17 protein-coding genes and 1 riboswitch are annotated in these 21,329 nt (G+C 45.6%); of the genes, 10 read left to right on the top strand and 7 right to left on the bottom strand.

Annotated features, from left to right (window positions below; translation table 11 throughout):
* Positions 1-325 precede the first annotated feature (325 nt).
* Positions 326-1,333, bottom strand: a complete 1,008-nt coding sequence (locus tag SHEWPOL2_RS17305) for a class 1 fructose-bisphosphatase (protein WP_037430120.1) — start codon at positions 1,331-1,333, stop codon at positions 326-328.
* 298 nt (positions 1,334-1,631) lie between these two features.
* Between SHEWPOL2_RS17305 and SHEWPOL2_RS17310 the strand changes: the two genes are divergently transcribed.
* A complete protein-coding gene (locus tag SHEWPOL2_RS17310) occupies positions 1,632-3,923 on the top strand; it encodes a S9 family peptidase (RefSeq protein ID WP_037430122.1) in 2,292 nt (763 codons plus the stop codon).
* Between the two features lie 304 nt (positions 3,924-4,227).
* On the opposite strand, the gene arcA is transcribed toward SHEWPOL2_RS17310, so the two are convergent.
* A complete protein-coding gene (arcA, locus tag SHEWPOL2_RS17315) occupies positions 4,228-4,944 on the bottom strand; it encodes a two-component system response regulator ArcA (RefSeq protein WP_007644695.1) in 717 nt (238 codons plus the stop codon).
* Between the two features lie 581 nt (positions 4,945-5,525).
* Here arcA and SHEWPOL2_RS17320 point away from each other — a divergent pair.
* The 3 genes from SHEWPOL2_RS17320 (at position 5,526) to SHEWPOL2_RS17330 (ending at position 8,994) form a co-directional block, all read left to right on the top strand.
* Positions 5,526-5,960 (top strand): DUF3293 domain-containing protein, encoded by a 435-nt coding sequence (locus SHEWPOL2_RS17320; RefSeq protein WP_037430123.1) that lies wholly within the window; start codon positions 5,526-5,528, stop codon positions 5,958-5,960.
* 243 nt (positions 5,961-6,203) lie between these two features.
* A riboswitch (Lysine riboswitch) is annotated at positions 6,204-6,378 on the top strand.
* A gap of 143 nt (positions 6,379-6,521) precedes the next feature.
* The gene (gene lysC / locus SHEWPOL2_RS17325) at positions 6,522-7,877 is read left to right on the top strand and encodes a lysine-sensitive aspartokinase 3 (protein ID WP_037421964.1); all 1,356 of its coding nucleotides are present in this window, start codon (positions 6,522-6,524) and stop codon (positions 7,875-7,877) included.
* Between the two features lies 1 nt (position 7,878).
* A complete protein-coding gene (locus tag SHEWPOL2_RS17330) occupies positions 7,879-8,994 on the top strand; it encodes a succinylglutamate desuccinylase/aspartoacylase family protein (protein ID WP_037430124.1) in 1,116 nt (371 codons plus the stop codon).
* A 54-nt stretch (positions 8,995-9,048) separates the two neighbouring features.
* On the opposite strand, the gene SHEWPOL2_RS17335 is transcribed toward SHEWPOL2_RS17330, so the two are convergent.
* Positions 9,049-10,014 carry a zinc transporter ZntB gene (locus tag SHEWPOL2_RS17335; RefSeq protein ID WP_037421970.1) on the bottom strand — a complete coding sequence of 322 codons (966 nt, stop codon included), beginning with the start codon at positions 10,012-10,014 and terminating at the stop codon, positions 9,049-9,051.
* A 180-nt stretch (positions 10,015-10,194) separates the two neighbouring features.
* Here SHEWPOL2_RS17335 and SHEWPOL2_RS17340 point away from each other — a divergent pair, with 180 nt between their 5' ends.
* Complete coding sequence (locus SHEWPOL2_RS17340; protein WP_037421973.1) at positions 10,195-10,569, top strand: YacL family protein; 375 nt, start codon at positions 10,195-10,197, stop codon at positions 10,567-10,569.
* Positions 10,570-10,657: 88 nt separating this feature from the next.
* Here the strand turns inward: SHEWPOL2_RS17340 and SHEWPOL2_RS17345 are convergent, their stop codons facing one another.
* Both SHEWPOL2_RS17345 and narQ read right to left on the bottom strand, forming a co-directional pair.
* A complete protein-coding gene (locus tag SHEWPOL2_RS17345) occupies positions 10,658-11,287 on the bottom strand; it encodes a response regulator (RefSeq protein ID WP_037421976.1) in 630 nt (209 codons plus the stop codon).
* Positions 11,280-13,076 carry a nitrate/nitrite two-component system sensor histidine kinase NarQ gene (gene narQ, locus SHEWPOL2_RS17350; RefSeq protein WP_037430125.1) on the bottom strand — a complete coding sequence of 599 codons (1,797 nt, stop codon included), beginning with the start codon at positions 13,074-13,076 and terminating at the stop codon, positions 11,280-11,282. The genes SHEWPOL2_RS17345 and narQ overlap by 8 nt, the downstream gene beginning before the upstream one ends.
* A gap of 242 nt (positions 13,077-13,318) precedes the next feature.
* Here narQ and nrfA point away from each other — a divergent pair, with 242 nt between their 5' ends.
* Complete coding sequence (nrfA, locus tag SHEWPOL2_RS17355; RefSeq protein WP_037430135.1) at positions 13,319-14,722, top strand: ammonia-forming nitrite reductase cytochrome c552 subunit; 1,404 nt, start codon at positions 13,319-13,321, stop codon at positions 14,720-14,722.
* Between the two features lie 544 nt (positions 14,723-15,266).
* Positions 15,267-16,046, top strand: coding sequence for a phosphatase PAP2 family protein (locus SHEWPOL2_RS17360; protein ID WP_037430141.1), 780 nt, complete (start codon positions 15,267-15,269; stop codon positions 16,044-16,046).
* A 21-nt stretch (positions 16,047-16,067) separates the two neighbouring features.
* On the opposite strand, the gene SHEWPOL2_RS17365 is transcribed toward SHEWPOL2_RS17360, so the two are convergent.
* Positions 16,068-16,616, bottom strand: a complete 549-nt coding sequence (locus SHEWPOL2_RS17365) for a DUF2799 domain-containing protein (protein ID WP_037430136.1) — start codon at positions 16,614-16,616, stop codon at positions 16,068-16,070.
* 626 nt (positions 16,617-17,242) lie between these two features.
* Between SHEWPOL2_RS17365 and SHEWPOL2_RS17370 the strand changes: the two genes are divergently transcribed.
* Positions 17,243-18,100 (top strand): PA4780 family RIO1-like protein kinase, encoded by an 858-nt coding sequence (locus tag SHEWPOL2_RS17370; RefSeq protein ID WP_037421993.1) that lies wholly within the window; start codon positions 17,243-17,245, stop codon positions 18,098-18,100.
* Between the two features lie 723 nt (positions 18,101-18,823).
* Here the strand turns inward: SHEWPOL2_RS17370 and SHEWPOL2_RS17375 are convergent.
* Complete coding sequence (locus SHEWPOL2_RS17375) at positions 18,824-19,054, bottom strand: transposase (RefSeq protein ID WP_037421997.1); 231 nt, start codon at positions 19,052-19,054, stop codon at positions 18,824-18,826.
* A 656-nt stretch (positions 19,055-19,710) separates the two neighbouring features.
* Here SHEWPOL2_RS17375 and SHEWPOL2_RS17380 point away from each other — a divergent pair.
* Together SHEWPOL2_RS17380 and SHEWPOL2_RS17385 are read left to right on the top strand one after the other, a co-directional pair.
* Positions 19,711-20,403, top strand: coding sequence for an OmpA family protein (locus SHEWPOL2_RS17380; protein ID WP_037430137.1), 693 nt, complete (start codon positions 19,711-19,713; stop codon positions 20,401-20,403).
* Between the two features lie 217 nt (positions 20,404-20,620).
* Positions 20,621-21,329 (top strand): molybdate ABC transporter substrate-binding protein (locus SHEWPOL2_RS17385; protein ID WP_037430139.1); only part of this gene is annotated, 709 nt, incomplete at its 3' end.

Below are 21,329 nucleotides of genomic sequence, written 5' to 3' on the forward strand. Positions count from 1 at the left end.
ACCGGCTAGCTTTCGGGGTACAGGATGTACCATCGGAAGCGATAGCAATTTATCCATAAGACCAAGGCCTGATTTATAAATAAAGCGTTAATGCATGTAACTTCGCTAGGGGCGGCAAGGGAGATCCAAGAGGGAATTGCTGTTGATCCCCTCTTGGTCGGGTGTGGGTTGAAGACCCACGACTTTGATCCACCTCGGCCGTAAGGCCGCAATTACTCCGGCGGTAAAGCCGCATAAAACTCAAATGTCGCATTAGGCGACAATAAAAAAGCCACTGTGGTTAGTGGCTTTTATCATAAAAAAATCAAAGCTTAAGCGATTCGGCTTAGTCTAAATCAGGTTCTTCGCTGTAATCCAAACCATGGTAGCTTAGGCAAGCATCCACTTCATTGGCGCTACCAAGGATAACCGCTACGCGTTGGTGAATTTGCGTTGGTTGAATATCCAAAATGGTTTCATAACCGGTAGAGGCTTTACCGCCAGCTTGCTCGACTAAGAGGGCCATAGGGTTGGCTTCGTACATTAAACGCAGCTTGTATGGCTTTTTCGGATCTTTATTGTCGGTTGGGTAAGTAAAGATACCGCCGCGAGAAAGTACGCGGTGCACGTCACCGACCATGGCAGCAATCCAGCGCATATTGAAGGATTTTTCGCGCGGGCCAATTTTGCCTAGCAGTAAATCGGCGATATAGGTCTGCATTGGCGCTTCCCAAAAACGTTGGTTCGACATGTTAATGGCGAACTCTTGGGTGTCTGGGCTGATGCTCATGGCCGCGTTGGTCAGTAAAAATTCGTTGGTTTCTGGGTGCAGGGTAAAGAGTTGCACGCCTTGGCCTGTGGTGAGGGCGAGCATGGTTGATGGGCCGTAGAGCACATAACCTGCGGCTAACTGATTGCGGCCAGATTGTAGGAAGCTCGCCTCGGTTAACTCACCCTGTGGTGCGGGCCCTTTTGTTGCTGGCAATACGGAGAAAATGGTGCCGACCAGCGAGTTGATATCAATATTCGATGAACCATCTAAAGGGTCGAAACACACCAGATATTGACCATTGGCGCTGACTTCAACCACATGATCTTCTTCCTCAGAGGCTAAGCCGCGCACTGTACCGTCGGCTTTTAATGCATCTTTGAGCATATCGTTGGTGATGATATCCAGTTTTTTCTGGGTTTCACCTTGCACGTTTTCCTGTTCGGTCGCGCCTAACACACCGGCTAAGGCACCGTGACGCACGGCATGGCTGATGGCTTTGGAGGTGTCGGCTAAGGTCAAAATCAGTTGCGCGAGGGATTCGTTCACTGCCTTTGAGGTTAAGTGCTGGGCAAGAGTCTGCATGTTAGGTCCTTTAGGGGTTCAACATTGAGGTCAATTTCATTATTTGCCGCGAATAATAACTCAGTTAGTCGACAATTTCAGCGATGTTGCTGTGGGTTTTACGCAATTTAGGTTGTTACCGTTATCTGTTGCAGCAAGGCGATGTTGGTTATCTTGAAAATTGAGCTAATTTAAGGAGTTTGCCTGCTAATTTGTATCTGTATATTGCCTGCGCTTTTTATTTAGGCTTGGCCTCTGGCACAATGGCGGCAGTTTTTTAATCGCCACCTAAAGGCGAATATGCTTCCAAGGAATAATAATGACTAAAAATGGGTTAGCTTCCTCCCTGCGCGCCGTGAAGTTGGGCGCTTCATCCTTATTGATTGCGAGTCAACTGGCCATGGTTTCTAGCGCGATATTTACCCCCGCCTATGCACTTGAGGGCGGCACAACGCCGCTGACTATCGAGCGCATGAATGCGTCTCCTGCCTTGGCGGGTACGAGTCCCCGTGGATTAAAATTATCCCCCGATGGCCAAAGGGTGACTTATCTGGCTGGACGTAAAGACAACCAGAACTTTTACGATCTCTGGCAAATGGATGTGAAGACGGGCGAATCTAGCCTGTTGCTGAATGCCGATAAGTTGGCGAGCAATGAACTGTCCGATGAAGAAAAGGCCCGCCGCGAGCGCCAACGTATTTATGGCGACGGCATTATGGAATATTTCTGGGCGGACGATAGCAAGGCGCTGTTGATCCCTGCCTCGGGTAATCTGTATTACTTCTCCTTAGCGGATAACAGCGTTAGCCAACTGCCGATAGGCGAGGGCTTTGCCACCGATGCGCGCCTATCGCCCAAGGGGAATTTTGTATCCTTCGTGCGGGATCAAAATCTGTATGTGCTTAATCTTGCAACGAAAAAGCTTGAGGCCATGACTACAGACGGTGGCGGCGCGATTAAAAATGCCATGGCGGAATTTGTCGCCCAAGAAGAAATGGACCGCATGACGGGTTACTGGTGGGCGCCCGATGAGTCGGCCATCGCCTTTACCCGTATCGATGAGTCGGGCGTTGAGTTAGTCACCCGCAATGAAATCTACGCCGATGGCATTAAGCTTACCGAGCAGCGTTATCCCGCGGCGGGTAAAAACAATGTCGAGATCCAACTGGGCGTTGTGACCCTTAATAATAAAGCCATCAATTGGGTCACCTTAAGCGATGATAAAAACAAGGATATTTATCTGCCTCGCGTCGATTGGTTGCCCGATAGCAAGCATTTATCCTTTCAATGGCAGAGCCGCGATCAACAAAAGTTGGATCTGCAACTGGTGGCTCTTGATGCGCTGACCAAGCCGAAAACCTTAGTCAAAGAGCGCAGCGATGCTTGGGTGAATCTTAACAACGACCTGCACTTCTTAAAGCAACAATCGGCGTTTATCTGGTCCTCGGAGCGTGACGGCTTTAATCATCTGTATTTGTTTGACCTAAAAGGTAAGCTGAAGACGCAACTGACTGAGGGCAATTGGGCTGTCGATGAGCTGGAATATATCGATGAAACCGCAGGCTGGGTGTATTTCACCGGCCGTAAAGATACCCCCATCGAAAAGCATCTCTATCGAGTGCCGTTAGCGGGCGGCAAGGTTGAGCGTGTGAGCCGCGAGGCGGGGATGCACGATCCGGTATTTGCCGATAATCAAAGCGTGTATCTGGATTATTTCAATAGTTTATCTCAGCCACCACAGATCAGTTTACACGGTGATAAGGGCCAACATCTGGCGTGGGTGGAGCAAAACCAAGTCAAAGCCGGCCATCCTCTGTATGACTATGCAGGCCTGTGGCAACTGCCTGAGTTTAAAGAGCTAAAAGCGGAAGACGGACAAGTCTTACAAACGCGTATCTTTAAACCTGTGCCCTTCGATGCGAACAAAAAATACCCTGTGGTGGTACGCGTTTATGGCGGCCCACATGCGCAATTGGTGACCAATAGCTGGAGTGAGCAGGATTACTTTACCCAATACTTAGTGCAGCAAGGTTATGTGGTATTTCAACTGGATAACCGTGGCAGTGCCCACAGAGGCACTCAGTTTGAGCAAGTGATTTACCGTCACTTGGGCGAAGCGGAAGTGAACGACCAAAAGGTTGGCGTCGATTATCTGCGCAGCTTGCCCTTTGTTGATAGCGATAATGTGGCGATTTATGGCCACAGCTACGGCGGTTATATGGCCTTGATGAGCCTGTTTAAGGCGCCGGATTACTTTAAGGCGGCGATTTCGGGCGCGCCCGTCACCGATTGGCGCTTGTACGACACTCACTATACTGAGCGTTATCTTGCTCACCCCGCGAATAACGAGCAGGGTTACGAAGCCAGTAGCGTGTTCCCCTATGTGAAAAACTACCAGTCGGGGCTATTGATGTACCACGGTATGGCGGATGATAACGTGTTGTTTGAAAACAGTACTCGCGTGTATAAGGCGTTGCAGGACGAAGGTAAATTATTCCAGATGATTGATTATCCGGGGTCTAAGCATTCGATGCGCGGTGAGAAAGTGCGTAATCACTTATACCGCTCGCTGGCGGATTTCCTCGATAGACAGCTTAAAAGCGGCAAATAACTCAGCATTAGGTTGGCATTAATATCAGACTGGTATTTATGTCATAGTGGCGTTTTTTAAAAGAGTGGGGTAACGTCCTCACTCTTTTTTATTTTGTATGATTCTGAGTTAAGCCTATTTATTTAACAGTACGCTGCTTAGTTTAATCACAACACACTCAATACTTATCTGGCGCTTAATATTCCAGTTCACTGAGTTGTAATTTGGATTTCCAGTTTGCTTTAGCTAAAACCTTTTTTGCAGAGATAAAAAAACCAGATCCTAGGATCTGGTTTTTTATGGCGTTCAAACGGTAAGTTGAAGATTAGTCTTCTAAGTTACCGCAGAAACGGTAGCCTTCACCGTGAATGGTAGCGATGATTTCTGGCGTATCTGGCAAGCTTTCGAAGTGCTTACGAATACGACGGATAGTCACGTCAACAGTACGGTCGTGCGGCTTTAACTCACGGCCAGTCATCTTCATCAGTAGATCGGCACGAGTTAAGATTTTACCTGGGTTTTCAACAAAGTGCAGCATAGCGCGGAATTCGCTACGTGGCAGTTTGTAAGATTCACCCTGTGGGCTGACGAGAGAACGGCTGTTGATCTCTAGGCTCCAATCGTTAAAACGATAGTATTCTACAGAGCTCTTTTCTTCGACTTCATTGCCTGCGCTATTAACACGAGTCAGAAGGTTGCGAGCACGAATCGTCAATTCACGAGGGTTGAACGGCTTGGTAATATAATCGTCCGCGCCAATTTCAAGTCCAAGGATTTTGTCGACTTCGTTGTCACGGCCTGTTAAGAAGATCAGACCGATGTTGTTGATTTCACGTAATTCACGTGCCAACAACAGACCGTTTTTACCTGGTAGGTTAATGTCCATAACCACGAGGTTAATTTTGTTTTCCTGCATAGCCTTATGCATTTCTGCGCCATCATTGGCCTCAGTTACCACATACCCTTCTGCCTCGAAAATACTTCTTAGCGTGTTACGGGTAACGGCTTCATCTTCAACGATCAGAATGTGCGGATTTTGCATATTAAGTACCTAAATTTTAACCAATATTCTAACCATAAGAATCACTTACATCGGATTCTTATATTCATAAAATGTTGATACTTCCACTTACTGCTCTGTGCTTCAAAGGGAAGATCTTCACGGCTACACGTCAGGATGTATATAAGTGAACGTTTAAAGTGTAATACGATAAAACGTAACCAGTATCAACTTCGATAAGCAATAGTTAAAAATAGTTCCTTAACTATTGTTTTTTTAAAATGTTTAAATGATAAATCAAATGTAGAACACATTTTAAAAGATGTCTGGCCAGCATAAGGTGATTTCGCAGAGGAATCTAACAAACCCTTGTCAAGATTAAGCAAACTTAATGTTATCTGCTTAACTGGCCAATGACGACATTGTACTCGTTTTAGGCATTTGTTAACAAATGAAATGTTAACAAATTTCAGGCTGAGACGCTGATTTACCATGATATTTACTTTAGTCATTGATTAGTATAACTAATGTATTTTTAATTCTTGTGAGCCAGTTCACGCCTCTTTGGATTTTTTAGGCTCTCTGTTAAACTAGCGCGGGTTCATTTTTCGACTAGACTACCAATGGACAACATGACTCAAGATTTGTGGCAGCATTATCAAACGCCGTTGTTTTTGCTTACTCAAGCATTATCCTGTGATTTTTCCTTTGCTGTAATTACCGCCCATAATCCCGCTTCAACCCTCCTCACTCCCAGCCAAAACCGATTACTCGACCGCCAACTTCTACGTGAAATTGAATTATTAGGCAGTCCCTATCGTGCACTGATTGGGGCATCGCCAGATTTATCCCATATGGAGAAGAGCTGGGCCGTGTTTATTGATCGCAGCATGGCCTTGCAGTTGGGAAAAAAGTTTAATCAATACGCTATCTACATGGTGGAACAGGGCGAGGTGAGTTTAGTGCCTTGTACTTTAGCCGGGCAAACAGAGGTGTGTTTAGGTCGATTTAACGACTATGTGCGTTTGGTTTATGAGCTACCGGACTTGGTCACCTAACCGCGATTGACGCTTTTAATCGCTCCTCTGGCTAAGCTTTGCTGATCTCACGGCAAGGCTAGTTTGTTTTTCTTCTTTGCTAGATCTGATTGATTTTTCCCTATTCTCGTTTGGCATAAGTCGCAAACGTTTTAAATTCCCATTGTTTTTAAATGCGTTTATTGAATTTGTATATAGTGTGTGAAATTAGCATTGACTTCATTAGGGGTTTATTGCTACTTTTTTCGTCCCTTTCCGGCGGAAAGGAACAGAAGAGGAGCGTTAACTAGGTAGTCAGTCAGAGGAGCACAAACTCCAGCGATGATTGATGAGGGAGATTAACGCCGAGGCATAGATATGGTTGCTGCATGTTTATGTCGGTCGCTTAGGCTGAATCCTAACGATTGTCACCTGTAATTGGTGGAGAGCTTCTGGTGACGATTGCTGTTTCCCTTCTATTGGGGTGCGTATCATTGAGCACCAGGCTCTTCGAACGAAGTTAGTTCGGAGCGTAATCATGTTAGTTAATCAATATCTTATCCTAGTTTGTGCCGTGTCTTCTGCTTCTGCGGAGGTGCGCTAATGTCTCTTGTTGTCGCAAAATTTGGTGGTACTTCAGTCGCCGATTACGGTGCAATGAATCGCTGCGCCGATATCGTACTGGGCAATCCCGATTGCCGTTTAGTGGTGGTTAGCGCCTCCAGTGGCGTGACGAACCTGTTGGTTGAACTGACCCAAGAGTCAATAAACGACGATGGTCGCTTACAACGATTAAAGCAAATTGCGCAGATTCAATACGCTATCTTAGATAAACTCGGTCGCCCTAACGATGTTGCTGCCGCATTAGATAAGCTGTTAAGCCGTATGGCGGTATTAAGCGAAGCGCTGGCGTCCCAGCGCAGTAAGGCCACCATGGATGAGTTATTGTCCCTTGGCGAGCAGTGTTCGTCGGCATTATTTGCGGCGGTATTGCGCGAAAAAGGCGCCAACTCAAGTGCCTTCGATGTGCGCCGTGTGTTGCGCACCGACAGCCATTTTGGCCGCGCCGAGCCACAGGTTGAGCAAATTGCTTTGCTATCGAGTGAGCATTTACTGCCGCTGTTATCTGAGCAAGTGATTGTGACTCAAGGTTTTATTGGCTCAGATGAAGCGGGGCAAACCACAACTCTCGGCCGTGGCGGTAGCGACTATTCTGCGGCACTGTTAGCCGAAGCGTTAAAAGCCTCAGCGGTTGAGATTTGGACCGATGTGGCCGGGATTTATACGACCGATCCGCGCCTCGCGCCAAATGCCCATCCGATTGCCGAAATCAGCTTTAACGAAGCCGCCGAAATGGCGACCTTTGGTGCTAAAGTATTACATCCTGCGACGATTCTTCCGGCCGTGCGCCAACAAATTCAAGTGTTTGTCGGTTCAAGCAAGGAGCCTGAAAAGGGTGGCACTTGGATCCGCCATCAGGTTGAAGATGCACCCGTGTTCCGCGCGGTGGCGCTGCGCCGCGACCAGACGCTACTCAATCTGCACAGCCTACAAATGCTGCATGCACAGGGCTTCTTGGCTGAAACCTTTGCCACATTGGCAAGACACAAGATCAGTGTGGATTTGATCACCACCTCCGAAGTTAACGTATCGCTCACTCTAGATAAAACCGGCTCCGATTCAAGCGGACAAGGTTTATTAAGTGAAGCGTTACTGCAAGAATTATCGCAACATTGCCGCGTGCGCGTGGAGGATGGTTTAGCATTGGTGGCGATTATCGGTAATCGCATCGCTACGACTGCGGGTATTTGTCGCCGCGTGTTTGAAGTGCTCGAACCCCATAATGTGCGGATGATCTGCCAAGGTGCCAGCCCGCATAACTTGTGTGTGTTAGTAGCCGAATCCGAAGCGGCACAAGTGGTTAAAGCGTTGCACGAAAACTTGTTTGAAGGCGTTTAGTATGTTGCCGACAACATCGTCTCTGCAAATTGGGGAGCTTGCCGCAGGGCAGGCTCTGACGCTGCCGATTTATCACTTTAAGCCAAGTGGTCATGTATCTGGCCCTAAAGTGTATATTCAGGCTAATGTCCATGGTGCTGAGGTGCAAGGCAATGCGGTGATTTATCAATTGATGAAGCAGTTGGAAAATTGCCACATCTTAGGTGAGATTACCTTAGTGCCCTTGGCTAATCCGCTGGGGATTAATCAAAAAAGCGGTGAGTTTACATTGGGGCGTTTTGACCCTATCACTGGCGTAAACTGGAATCGTGAGTACTTAAATCACGCGATAGATTTACCCGCTTGGTACAGCGAGCATGCCGAGCTTAGCGATAGCGAACTTATTCAAGCATATCGCAGCACCTTGATTGAAGCTTGCCAGCAGCGGTTACGTAACGATTGGGGCGTGACCACGGGCCACAGATTGGCGGTTAGCTTACAGGCTATGGCCCATGCGGCGGATATAGTGCTCGATCTGCATACAGGGCCTAAATCCTGTAAACATTTGTATTGCCCTGAATATGATGTTGCAGCGGCGCAGTTTTTCACGATTCCTTACACACTGGTGATCCCCAATAGTTTTGGTGGCGCAATGGATGAGGCGGCATTTTGTCCTTGGTGGCAATTGAGTGAAGTGGCAAAAGCTCAGGGGCGGGATCTCAGTATCGCCGTTTCAGCTTTTACCTTGGAACTGGCGAGCCAAGAACGCATTTGCCTTGAGGATGCTTTAGTCGATGCTAAAGGCATTTTGGCCTATTTAAGCCATCGAGGGGTGATTGCCGAGCAAGTGGAACCCGTTAAGATGCCGCGTTTTGGCTGTTATCTTAAGGATTACAAAAAGTACCATGCGCCTATGGCGGGCTTGGTGGAATATGTGGCGCCCGTGGGAGAGCCGCTTGCGGCGGGTGAGACCTTAGTCAATCTGCTGCGACTCGACTTATATGGCAGTGAGCAGGAGCTGACGGCACTCAGTTTGCCCCAGGATTGTGTGCCTATACTCCATTTTGCTTCGGCGTCGGTGCATCAAGGCACAGAGCTCTATAAAGTCATGACCAATCTGTTTGAATTGCCATATTAACGGCAATCAGCAAAACAAAACGCCAATCTCGATATTGGCGTTTTTTATTAAAGTCTACAACCACTTAAAGCGATAGAAGAGCGCCATTTGCAGGGCAACCAGCGATATTAAAATGCCGCAGAAGGTCGCAAAAGCCCATGCGTTATCCGCACCGGGAATACCGCCGATATTGACCCCAAGCAAACCGGTTAAAAAGCCCAGCGGTAAGAAAATTGCCGAGACTAAGGATAAGAAATACAAGCGCTTGTTTAGCTGCTCCGATTGCTGGCTGAGTAACTCTTCCTGGGTCACATTGGCTCGGTCGCGCAGTGCATCTAAGTCTTCAATTGTGCGAATAAGCTTATCCGTGGTTTCGCGCATCTTAAGTTTTTCGGGCTCATTAAACAGCACAAATTGATCGGACAGCATCTTAGTGAAGGCTTCTTTCTGTGGGCCTAAATAGCGGCGCAAGGCTACGGTTTGTCGGCGTAGTTCGGCAATATCAGTACGTAAATCTTTAACATTGCCAGAAACAACTTGTTCTTCTAATTCTGAAAGTTGCTCCTCTAGCGTATCGATAAAATCGACTTTACGTGTAGTCAGTTTTTCACAAATGGCGAGGAGAAAATCTCCTGTGGTGGTGGGGCCTGTGCCTTCCATGATCAGTTCAGCCACATCTTTAACCGATTGCAGCTCGCGATCACAGGTGGAGATAATGCGCTGTCTATCGGCGTAAATTCGCACGGCGACCATATCTTCAGGTGCTGAGTTTGGATTTAAGTTAATACCGCGCAGTGCCAGTAATACGCCTTCCCCTGCCAATACGGCTCGAGGGCGAGTATCTTGGGCGAGCAGGGCATCGGTTTCGACTTTATTAAGACCGCTGTTTAACACCCAATGGCGAGCCTTTTTGTGGCGATAACGTAGGTGTACCCAAATCAACCCGTCCTTAGGGTCCCAATTTTCAAGTTGTTCTGGGCTTAAGGTTGAGCCAGCTCGTGCGCCGCTAAGCACTATGCTATAGATAAATCCTTCGTGCATGTCACATTCCATCTCATGCTAAATCATCGGGTAAAGCTAACTGATTTTACAGTGGAAATGAAGCCTAGCGTCGTTTCCTCTCACAATAACCTCAGCGCTAGATGAGTAAATTGCTGGCCAAGCAACTTATGATGAAATAGATTAAAATTAGCCTTAGTTGTAATGTATTGAGAAGATAAAATGGAATATGAATTTCGGCGTAACAGTTTGACTGGCACGTATTTAGCCAGCTTTAGCATGGACCATGAGGTACTGGGCCAATGGTTTTCAGAAGAGTTGGGGCCTGAGTTAGCCAAAATTCAGCAAGTGCTCGATATTATCAAAGAAATTCAAACAGGTAAGCGAGTTTCTTGGCGTTTTATCGGCAAAGATATTACCTTAGATCTGGATGAGGAGCAGGCACGAATTTACGCTAATGCTTTAGGATTTGAGCAGGATTATGAACTCGAAGAGGCGATGTCCCTCTATGATGCTGAATCTGAGGCTTACTGTGGGCTAGAAGATTTAGAAGAAGCGCTACTTAGTTGGTATGAATTTGTGCAAAAAGGGCTATAACCGCTCGCTGTGAATATCAACAAATAATAAAGGCAATCTATTGATTGCCTTTATTATTTAATGGAGTAAGTCTATCACTTATCCAATATCAATTGTTCAAATATCTTACCGCCATTTCGGTTCTCGACTTGGCATTAGCTTTACGCAACAGGTTTTTGACATGCACTTTCACAGTGCCTTCACTGATGTGTAAATGCTCTGAAATCATACGATTACTTAATCCTTCCGCCAGTTGTTGCAGGATCTGTAGCTCCCTTGGGGTGAGGCTTGAAATCCATTCTTGTTCATCGGCGGCATTTTTGAGTTCATAGAGATATTCTTCAACTTCTTCGCTGATCACTCTGTGGCCTGACATGGCATTTTTGAGTTTATCGAGCAGCAAATCTGGCTCGGTATCTTTGAGTAAGTAACCGTCAGCTCCCGCACGTAATAGGCGAATAACATCTTGTTTTGCATCTGAAACTGTTAAGATCACGATTCGTGAAGTCACGCCTTCTTGGCGCATGGCATTGAGGGTATCGAGGCCAGTCATTCCCTTCATATTGAGATCGAGCAAGACGATGTCAGGTTCATCAGTTACTACGGCGCTTAAAGCATCTAAACCACTACCTACTTCACCGAAGAGGTTAAAGTCTGGATCTGAGGCGATCAATTGGCAGATACCTTTACGTAAGAGAGGGTGATCGTCGACCACCAGAACAGAATAAGGTTTACCCATGTGTAGGCTCCTGTTGAGAAGGGAAGATTAAAGTGACTTTGGTGCCCTGTGATAAATTGGATGTGCTATGGGGTTCAAGGGGCGAGTCTGGATTTTCTGGCTCGAGCTGTCCAGTAATTCCTTTGCGACTAGTTTGCGGATCATTGCTGCTAAATACAACCGTGCCGCCTAATTTGCTGGCACGTTCATGCATGATGCCTATGCCGAAGTGCTGATCCCGTTCTTTAATATGGCCAATGCCTACACCATCATCACTTACACTGATATTAACCATACCATGCTCATCTTTATAACAGCGAATATTGATATGGCTAGCGCGGGCATGTTTGATAGCGTTGAGCGTTGCTTCTCGGGTGATCTGCAAAATATGGATATGTTGTTTCGCCTCTAGCCATTGGGGGGAAAGCTTATAATCGAGGTGGATCTTGATATCGGTTTTTGCTCTGAGCTGCTCAAGCATTGCTTCCATCGCATTCTTCAGATTGGGTTCCTTAATGGTTAATCTGAAGGTGGATAGTAACTCTCGGAGTTGTACATAGGCTGTACTAACCCCTTCGTTGATCTCTGTGAGTTGTCCCTCAATGGTAGGACTGCGGCAGCTAAGATCTAAATTTTTGCGCAGCAAGCTAATTTGGATTTTTAGGAAAGAAAGCACTTGCCCGAGTGAATCATGTAATTCCCTTGCGATAACACCACGTTCTTCCATTAAGGCTAACTGTTGTCTTTGTTCGGTAGCGTTATGAATAACGATGGAGCGAGTAAGCATAATGGCAAAGTTTTTAAACAACGGAGTATTAATATCCTGGGTTGAGATTAGCTCCAAATAACCTAAATCAGCCTGCTCAAATTGTAGCGGAAAGCGGATGTTGTTGTGAGCGCCTTCTGGCCAGCCACCATCGGCTTCTACGACTTCGAGCTCCTGCTCAGGGTATTGGATAATCAGCCTCAAATACTCGATCGACTCATAATCTTTTAGCTGATTTAATGCTGCTTTGAGGGCCTTATAGTCCAGCTTATTGGCATTAAGTGTTAACAGAGTGTCGTATAAAAAGGCCAGTTCATTATTCGCCCGTGTCAGTGCTAAGGTTTTTTCGGCCACTTGTGACTCTAAGTTACCGTAGAGTGTGGCTAGCTCTCGCGCGGTTTTTTGCAGTGCATCGGTCAGAGCCGTGAGTTCAATATATTCGGTTTCGGGCATTTCGATTTCAAAGTTACCCTTAGAAATCGTATTGGCGGACTCCATCAATTGTTGCAAGGGTACAACGACTTTGCGTTTAGTAAAGCGTACCGCTAAAAAGGCGATAACCAGCATCAGCCCAAGCCCAAAAATTTGGCTCGCCGCGAGAAGGCTCAACTTAAAAGCGGCATGATGCTCCATCTCCAATACCAATAAATCAATAGTATCGACAAAGTCCTTGAGTGAGGCGGCGTAGTCGCGGGAGTTTTCCTGCTCGATGTAATATTTCATCACTAGCCACTTATCGATAACAAGTTGATATTGCTCGGCTATTCTTTTCTGACTGAGCCAGCCTGTGGAGGGTTGTAGTGCCTCAGAATGCAGCGTATTTTCAAATTCAGTGATTTTTTCTTGGGCAGCTTCACTGCCTGAGTTGGCGTAGAACATCAGCCGGTAGCTTTGCATCCGCAGTGAACCAGAGGCGTTGATGGCTTTTGCATCCCCTAGGCTGTAAGACAAATTGATGATTGCGAAGATGGCCAAGCTGCTAGAAAGCAAAATCAGTACTAACATTAAACCCAAAATTTTAGAGGTAAGGCTGCCTCGTTTCATATGTCCATTACCTAATATATGGGCCATTGATTTAATGGCACTTTAGTCGTGTTTTACATTAGAAAATAATGTACTACACTAACGAAAACATAAAAGTGTGAACAACAACACTATTACATTTTGATCTAGCGCAAACTTCGTTCTAGATACCCCCTAAGAGGTATGTCTTTGGTGGGGTTAAGCCACTAACTTTGGCCTTGGAGATGTCGTGATTCACTAAAATAATGCAACACGGAGATGAGATGATGAAGAAGATGACTGGTAAGTCCTTTGCACTGAGTGCATTGGTTGCCGCCAGCTTCATGGCGGCGGGTGCGATGGCAAGCGATAAGACCGAGCCTCGCAACGAAGTTTATAAAGATAAATTTAAAAATCAATATAATAGCTGGCATGACACTGCAAAGAGTGAAGAGCTTGTTGATGCATTAGCACAGGATCCTAATATGGTTATTCTGTGGGCTGGTTATAGTTTTGCTAAAGATTACAACGCGCCTCGCGGCCATATGTATGCCGTGACTGATGTGCGTAATACTCTGCGTACTGGCGCCCCTGCCAACGCGGAAGACGGCCCAATGCCAATGGCTTGTTGGAGCTGTAAGAGCCCTGACGTACCTCGCCTGATCGAAGAACAAGGTGAAGACGGTTACTTCAAAGGCAAGTGGGCTAAAGGTGGCCCGGAAGTGACCAATACTATTGGCTGTGGCGATTGCCATGAAAAAGGCTCTCCAAAATTACGTATTTCTCGTCCTTATGTTGACCGTGCTATGGAGGCTATTGGCACTCCATTTGACAAAGCATCCAAGAAAGACAAGCAATCAATGGTTTGCGGTCAATGTCACGTTGAATACTATTTCGAGAAGAAAGAAGACAGAAAGAACTTCGTAAAATTCCCTTGGGATATGGGCATCACTGTTGACCAGATGGAAGTTTATTACGATGGTATCGAGTTCTCAGATTGGACTCACGCGTTATCTAAGACGCCAATGTTAAAAGCACAGCACCCTGAGTACGAAACTTGGAAGATGGGTATTCATGGTAAAAATAATGTCAGTTGTGTTGACTGCCATATGCCTAAAGTGACTAGCCCTGAAGGTAAGAAGTTCACTGACCATAAAGTCGGTAACCCGTTCGATCGTTTCGAAGAAACCTGTGCAACTTGCCATAGCCAAACGAAAGAATTCTTAGTTGGCGTTACTAATGAGCGCAAAGCTAAAGTTAAAGAAATGAAACTTAAAGCGGAAGAGCAATTAGTGAAGGCGCACTTCGAAGCTGCTAAAGCATGGGAATTAGGTGCTACTGAAGCTGAAATGAAGCCAATTTTGACTGACATCCGCCACGCTCAATGGCGCTGGGATTTAGCCATTGCTTCGCACGGTGTTGCGGCTCACGCTCCTGAAGAAGCACTACGAGTGTTGGGTACATCTGTTAATAAAGCCGCCGATGCTCGTGTTAAGTTAGCACAGTTGTTAGCGAAAAAAGGTTTAACAGATCCTGTCGCTATCCCTGATATTTCGACTAAAGCGAAAGCTCAGGCGGTACTGGGTATGGACATGGAAAAACTGAATGCAGAGAAAGAAGCATTCAAAAAAGACATGTTACCTAAGTGGGATGCCGAAGCGAAAAAACGCGAAGCGACTTACAAGTAATTATTGTTGAATATGAGCTAACCTCTCATAGTAAAGCCCCCGCAATCGAGGTTGCGGGGGCTTTTTATTAGCGATTTTGCTCAGCCATTATTTCTTATGGGGGCTCAGATTGTTAATCTCATTTCGTTATCTTTAACGGCCCTGTTGGACGTTGAATGAAGCTTGCTCTAACGGTTTTTCTATCACTATCCCGCAGTAAAGTCCGTGACCTAACTATTCGTTGTCCTTAGGTTTGTTGCCAGTTTTCCAGCAATGTTGGTGACGCCCTGATTTACTCCTATCGATTGTTGTATCTGTAAATAACCGACTTTTTGAGACAGTTGGAGTACGAAGTTTTAGGGCATGGGAGGCTCATCGATTAAGCACATGGTTATTGATTCACTATAATCATTTTATCCCTTAGCTGTTTTTAATCAGCGTTCAACCTGTGGAGTTGTAAGGTTTTTGTTATTTTTTCGGTAAAATGTCTTAAGCTTTTGATAAGAATTTCTCCTTATCCTCGAAGCTATGATTTTGGTGATTGGATAAATAAGTGCATCAGAATATTAAAAGCAATGTTAGGACGACACTTCTTCAGTTTGCAAAGGGATATTTGTTTGTTCCATGGCTCGTATTTACGGTAATTATTTTGGGGCTTGAATGGACTCATGCTGATATGCGCTTTGCCAGCCTATTATTCAATTGGCAGGGAGGTGTCAGTTCATGGCCTTTACGAGGGCATTGGCTTACCGAAAGTATCTTGCATGTGACAGGACGTAATCTGGTGATTTTGTTCGCCATAGCGGTTGTTGCTTGCATTTGCCTAAGCTTTCGACTTGAGACGTTGCGTGTTTATCGTAAAGGTTTTATCTATTTATTCTGTAGTGTTCTTGCTAGCGTGTTGTTGGTTCGATTAGGTAAGAGTTTCACTCATATGACTTGCCCTTGGGATGTCATTGAATTTGGTGGGCGTATGATGCATAGCTCTCTATTTGCACGCTTACCAGAAGGGGCTGAGTTTGGTCAGTGCTTTCCTGGAGGGCATTCTAGTAGCGGTTTTGCTTGGGTCGCGAGTTATTATGTGCTCAAGGAGTACTATCCACGTTACGCAAAGTTTGGCTTACTCTTTGGGATTGGATTAGGGGCTATTTTTGGTTTTGCCCAAGAACTGCGCGGTGCTCATTTTTTAAGTCATGACTTATGGAGTTTGGCGATTGCGTGGACCTCAGCAAGCCTGCTTTATTATAGTTTTTTCCTACGTGTTCCTAAGGTTAAAAACAGTAACGTCGCGAACAAAGTCAGCCTTATCGATACTAAAGTTTTCGAAAAAGGCATCTCTAAGTGATTATATGGGTTAACTTTTCAATTAGAACCTAAATTGAAAACGAATATCTCCATGGCGCAGACGTAAACTTTCGTCCAGAAGATGGTTCTTCTCATTCAATAAAATATTTTTTTGCCTTAGTAATTCGGCTTTGTCGGTGAGATTGTTTAGTTTGTTATTGATACTGCTAATCTCGCTGTCGATAGCATTTAAGCGATCGGCGATTTCTGCTAAACGTTTATTAATCAGATATTGTTCATGTCCTTGATTGTAGCGTTCAACAAATTGATTGTTATTACAGACGCCGTAGTAATATTCTCCCGCCAAACCAATACGGTAACCATTTTCTGGCAAACAATAACTCATTAATCCTTGTTGATATCCTTGCTGCCATTGCGTCGCATCAACCTTGAGATTAAATTCACGGCAGTCCTGTTGATATTGGTTGAGCCTACTCGCAGCAGCACCGCGGTTACCATCGGCTAAGCCAGTGGCGTACCAGTCATTATCACGGCATTCTTCGAGTGAAAGACTCGTGCATTGAGTGAGGGAGAGGGCTGTCAGAGCGAGTGCAAAGTTTAGGTATCGCATTTTATTATCAAAAGAGTTGCAAAAGTGGCATCAGCATAAAGCTTAGTACTGGGGAGATCTAGCGCTATATTTCGCCCTTTGTGCGGTTATTTAGCAGCACCAAGCTGGCTTGGTTACCCTACTTTATCACAACATACTCGGTGGATAGTGCTAACGGGTTGAGTTTGTGATAATTTAATACTTTCAATAGCTTGGGGTAACACTTTGGCGATATCCCCTCATTTTTGCTCAAAATAGGCATTGATACCCCATAACAAACGTGGAAAACCATTTTAAGATTATTCTGAAGGTAGTTAATGCTTGGGTAACGGCTTAAAGCCGCCGTCACTTACGGCAGAGTGATCTCGTTGTGTGTTTAATGGTTGTGGGATTTAACATGTTGCTGATGAAGCGAGCAAGTATTTGTTTGGGGCAATCAAGGAGATAATGTGTCGTTCTCTGCAAATGTATTGGCTTTAAATCCACCATTTTTTGCTCTTGTGTTCCTACGCTAGGTGCTTTAGTTTTTACTGAAGTCGGGTATGCTTACCCTCATTTTGTTATTCATTATTGGTAGAAGGCTGCTTTATATATGAAGATTTGCCCGGCACATTCCATCTTAGGCCTAACTAAGGTATAAGGTCGGTATGAAAACTCCTAAACGAATCCAACCTCTGGTTGATGAAGGACTGGTTGATGAAGTCATCAGCCAGTTAATGAGCGGTAAAGAAGCTACTGTGTACGTTGTGCGCTGTGGTGAAGATATTCGCTGCGCTAAAGTTTACAAGGAAGCGGACAAACGTAGTTTTAAGCAGGCGGTGGTTTACCAAGAGGGGCGTAAAGTCCGAAATAGCCGTCGCGCTCGCGCAATGGAAAAAGGCTCTAAATTTGGCCGTGAGCAAATGGAAGAAGTCTGGCAAAACGCTGAGGTAGATGCATTGTTTCGCTTGGCCGATGCCGGAGTGCGAGTACCAACCCCTTACGGTTGCTACGATGGTGTGTTACTCATGGAATTAGTCACCGATAGTGAAGGTCATGTTGCGCCTCGCCTTAATGATGTCAGCCTTAGCGCTGAGAAAGCTATACATGACCACGCTTTAGTGATGACTTATGTCAAGCGTATGCTTTGCGCAGGCTTAGTACATGGTGACTTGTCCGAATTTAATGTCCTAGTCGATGATCAAGGCCCTGTCATTATTGATTTACCCCAAGCGGTAGATGCGGCAGCGAATAATCATGCTAAATGGATGTTGGAGCGGGATGTCAATAACATGACGCAATATTATGGCCAGTACGCACCTGAATTGCTCAAGACTCAATACGCGAAAGAAATGTGGGCCTTATTTGAGGCGGGTCAGTTAAAGCCTGATACGCAGTTAACAGGTCATTTTACTGAAGTATTAGTCGATGCCGACGTCAGTTCTGTCTTGGATGAAATTCAAGCTGCCTATGAAGAGGCTCAGGAGCGCAAGCAGCGACTTCAAGAAGCCAATGAAGATTATTAGTAGAATATTCTTCAATAAAATAGACGCCTTATGAGCGTCTTTTTTATTGGAATTAATTGCCTAGTGCGAGTGTTAAAGCCTGTGGCATTGCCATCCTTGGCACAGGCGTTATGCCCCTTCCTTTCCATTGAACCACTCAATAAAAGGACAAGACCAAAGGGAGAAATATGTTGATGGGCCACAGAGCACTATCGACATATTAATCTTTGGGGGAGACAACTCCCTCGAGCCTTGCCGAAACCTTCCCAATAACACAGCCATCCGTGGCGCGCTATCCTAGTCTAGCGCTGGATCGTCATTGATCCGTGAATAAAAGGACAAGACCCGAGAGGGTAATATGTTCATGACTTGGGGGAGCACAATTCACATATTTGATCTTTGGGGGAGATAGCTCCCTCTAAAGCCTTGTCAAAACCTGCCTCTTTTTCTCTTGCAACACTTTGAGTGTTAAGTTGACAGAGTCGGACAGTAAACAGCACAGTTATTATTGTTATTTTGTACGATTTATATCTTAGGTCGTTGGGGAGCGATAATAGATACCCATCCGACTCTGTCTAAACTGTTATTTATTGCTAATCCAATTAATTGGATGACAAGGCCGGACGTAAAAGGGCGCTGTTATTATTGTTTTTAGCACAACTTTCATATCGCGTTAGACCTACAGGGCAATATGCAATGGGGTCCGGCCTTGTCTATAAGGGCACTGGGCGAGGTTACCTCAACCTATATCGTGCGTAATTCACTGTTTAGCTGCTTAATACGTTTCTGCAGCTGGGCAATTTCATTTATTAAGGCGCATTCACGTTGCTGCGGCTGTTGCTCACTTTCCCTTACCCACTGGTAAACCGCTTTAGCCGAAAGACCATACTGTCGTGCGACATCAGAGAGTAATCTGCCTTTGACTTTTACTTCAAAAATAACGTCAGGTTTAAGATTATGATTGACGATTCCCATGGCCTATCCCTTTTCACTTTATGCTATCTGTATACGCTTTAACGGGTTCTTTGGGGGTATTCCTTCATGACTATTGGCGCTGCTCTATATCCCACTGACTATGTCCTATATGGCGCAGGGACAACCATTCGTGGTGACAATGACTAATAAGTTTCATCAGATGTTTCATCTCTTCCTCCTCAATCCACTTAGGGATTGTGCTTCGATTAACATGCCTCACAACGGGCACTTAGATTAACGTCCATTGATGTCAAACAGCTTAATTAGGTATCGAGTGAGTTACGCTTGGGGTCTCTACTCTTCTACCTATTTATTAGTATGTAAAATCCGTGCCAATTTTTTAATATATAAATTAATGTTTAAAATCAATTTATTGGGTTTATGTTTCAAACGGTTAGTTTTAGAAGTTATGTCAGAAACGGTGCAGCTTGCACTATTTCAGTGCTTTTACTCTAAATGTTGCATGAATAAGCCAAAGATGTTTTGGTTTGGTGTTTTTTGCGATTAAATTACTCATAAACTGAGCAAAGAAACGATTAAAGATTGTCTCGAAAGAGAATGCTTATATACTGCGATTTTTTCATGGTGTTTTTGGCGATTTACCACGCCCTTTGCCTTTCAAAGGCAAATCTCATCAATCATGTTATGAGGTCATAATGATGAAGCCTTCTCTGATTAAATCATTGCCAGCATCTAAGCTTGCTATTGTGGTTATGGCTAGCGCCTTGATTGCGTCAGGCTGTTCGACTGTCAACCCCTATACCAACGAACAACAAACGGCAAAAGCGACTACGGGGGCGCTAATTGGTGCCGTTGCTGGAGCTGCCGTTGGTGTAGCCTCGTCAAGTAAGAGTGACCGCGGTAAAGGAGCTTTAATTGGTGCAGCCTCTGGCGCCGCCCTAGGTGGCGGTATTGGCTACTACATGGACGTACAAGAAACCAAATTACGCCAACAACTCGCTTCCACGGGAGTTAGCGTAACTCGCAGTGGTGACAATATTATTCTTAATATGCCAAATGAAGTGACTTTTGGTGTGGATCAAACCGAGCTGAGTGAGGGTGCTAAGCGGGTACTGAACTCTGTTGCGCTGGTGGCGAAGGAGTATAGTAAGACCCAACTTAACGTGTTGGGTTATACCGACAGCAGCGGCTCAGATTCATACAATTTACGTTTATCGCAGGTACGAGCCAGCGAAGTAGGGAACTACTTGATGAGTAAAGGCGTGGCTTCCGCTCGCGTAAAGTCTAAGGGAATGGGTGAATCGAGTCCAATCGCATCCAATGCGAGTGCCGAGGGACGCGCGCAAAACCGTCGTGTGGAGATAGTGTTGACCCCAACGGGTCAATAATCATTCATCAAGGTTAAAGTCGCCTGCGGGCGACTTTTTATTTTATCGTAAGGGACAAATTGTCCTTCCGTTATCTATCTTCAGTGATCTTGTCCGCAATCATCTCTATTTGGGCTTATCAGGCGAGCATTCCACTTGATCCTGCTGGTATTTTCCCGTTTTGTATGTAGTTAGTTAAATTAGGATAACTATTTTGCAGAGCCAAAGGAGAGCAATTATGGCAAAACAGGGCTTAGTGTTAGCAATCAGTTTAGGGGTGACATTGATGGCAGGGATGGTACAAGGTGCGCCAATGAACACTGAGGCGACAGCCCCTATTGAACTAAGAGCCGCTGGCAGTTTAAAGGCGGCGATGAACGATATTATTGCGGCTTACCAAGCGAAATCCCAAGCTAATGTGGCAGCGCAGTATGCGCCTTCGGGTTTATTGCTTAAGCGGATCCAAGAGGGGGAGCGAGTTGATATTTTTGCCTCGGCGAATATGAAACACCCGCAGGCCTTAGTCGATGTGGGAGTGGGTCAACAGGTGCAAATGTTTGCCCGTAACCAGCTCTGCGCCATTGCTCAAGCGGATGTGCCACTCACTAGCGCGAATTTATTAGACACCCTGCTCGCACCGCAAACTAAACTTGGGACTTCGACGCCAAAAGCCGATCCCGCTGGCGACTACGCTTGGGCAGTCTTTGCGAAAGCCGAGGCCTTAAAAGCTAATGCAAAAACTACATTAGAAACCAAAGCCATGCAGCTAACGGGTGGGCCTGAGAGTGCTAAACCGCCCAAGGATCGGAATCCCTATGCTTGGGTGATGGAAAATAAGCAGGCGGATGTGTTCTTAACCTATTGCACCAATGCGGTGCTGGCACAAAAAGAAGTGCCGAGCCTTAAGATTGTCGATTTACCGCCAGAGTTAGCTATTGGCGCCGACT

The organism is Shewanella sp. POL2 (genome assembly GCF_000282755.1).
Classification (GTDB): Bacteria; Pseudomonadota; Gammaproteobacteria; order Enterobacterales; family Shewanellaceae; genus Shewanella; species Shewanella xiamenensis.

Coding starts and splice junctions, on each gene's coding strand:
- SHEWPOL2_RS17305 (WP_037430120.1), bottom strand. CDS start 1,333: ATGCAGACTCTTGCCCAGCACTTAACCTCAAAGGCAGTGAACGAATCC.
- SHEWPOL2_RS17310 (WP_037430122.1), top strand. CDS start 1,632: ATGACTAAAAATGGGTTAGCTTCCTCCCTGCGCGCCGTGAAGTTGGGC.
- arcA (WP_007644695.1), bottom strand. CDS start 4,944: ATGCAAAATCCGCACATTCTGATCGTTGAAGATGAAGCCGTTACCCGT.
- SHEWPOL2_RS17320 (WP_037430123.1), top strand. CDS start 5,526: ATGGACAACATGACTCAAGATTTGTGGCAGCATTATCAAACGCCGTTG.
- lysC (WP_037421964.1), top strand. CDS start 6,522: ATGTCTCTTGTTGTCGCAAAATTTGGTGGTACTTCAGTCGCCGATTAC.
- SHEWPOL2_RS17330 (WP_037430124.1), top strand. CDS start 7,879: ATGTTGCCGACAACATCGTCTCTGCAAATTGGGGAGCTTGCCGCAGGG.
- SHEWPOL2_RS17335 (WP_037421970.1), bottom strand. CDS start 10,014: ATGCACGAAGGATTTATCTATAGCATAGTGCTTAGCGGCGCACGAGCT.
- SHEWPOL2_RS17340 (WP_037421973.1), top strand. CDS start 10,195: ATGGAATATGAATTTCGGCGTAACAGTTTGACTGGCACGTATTTAGCC.
- SHEWPOL2_RS17345 (WP_037421976.1), bottom strand. CDS start 11,287: ATGGGTAAACCTTATTCTGTTCTGGTGGTCGACGATCACCCTCTCTTA.
- narQ (WP_037430125.1), bottom strand. CDS start 13,076: ATGAAACGAGGCAGCCTTACCTCTAAAATTTTGGGTTTAATGTTAGTA.
- nrfA (WP_037430135.1), top strand. CDS start 13,319: ATGATGAAGAAGATGACTGGTAAGTCCTTTGCACTGAGTGCATTGGTT.
- SHEWPOL2_RS17365 (WP_037430136.1), bottom strand. CDS start 16,616: ATGCGATACCTAAACTTTGCACTCGCTCTGACAGCCCTCTCCCTCACT.
- SHEWPOL2_RS17370 (WP_037421993.1), top strand. CDS start 17,243: ATGAAAACTCCTAAACGAATCCAACCTCTGGTTGATGAAGGACTGGTT.
- SHEWPOL2_RS17375 (WP_037421997.1), bottom strand. CDS start 19,054: ATGGGAATCGTCAATCATAATCTTAAACCTGACGTTATTTTTGAAGTA.
- SHEWPOL2_RS17380 (WP_037430137.1), top strand. CDS start 19,711: ATGATGAAGCCTTCTCTGATTAAATCATTGCCAGCATCTAAGCTTGCT.